General features: G+C 61.3%; 1 pseudogene. It reads left to right on the forward strand.

The annotated features are described in order from the left end of the window. Positions 1 to 95 precede the first annotated feature (95 nt). Positions 96 to 341: pseudogene (locus R1101_RS29160) on the forward strand (MFS transporter); the annotation flags it as partial.

The raw sequence follows: 341 nt of genomic DNA on the forward strand, positions 1-341 counted from the left end.
TGAGCAACTCTTGATGCGACGGTCACCGCGGGCAGCACCGTGGCAACACCCGTTTCCTACCTTGGGGATCAACACGGACCCGAGGAGGAACGGCGATGACGACCTTCATCGAAAAAGAAAGTCTCCGAGACAAATTCGCGCGGAAGCACAATATCGAGCGGTGGGACGCCGAGGATCTCGAGGCGTGGGAGGCGGGCGGCAGGCAGGTCGCCAAGCGCAACCTGATCTGGTCGGTGATCGCCGAACACGTCGGCTTCTCCGTCTGGTCGATCTGGTCGGTCATGGTGCTGTTCATGCCCACCGAGGTGTACGGCATCGACGCCGCCGGCAAATTCTTCCTG

The organism is Rhodococcus sp. R1101, from assembly GCF_000278445.1.
Lineage (GTDB): Bacteria > Actinomycetota > Actinomycetes > Mycobacteriales > Mycobacteriaceae > Rhodococcus > Rhodococcus gordoniae.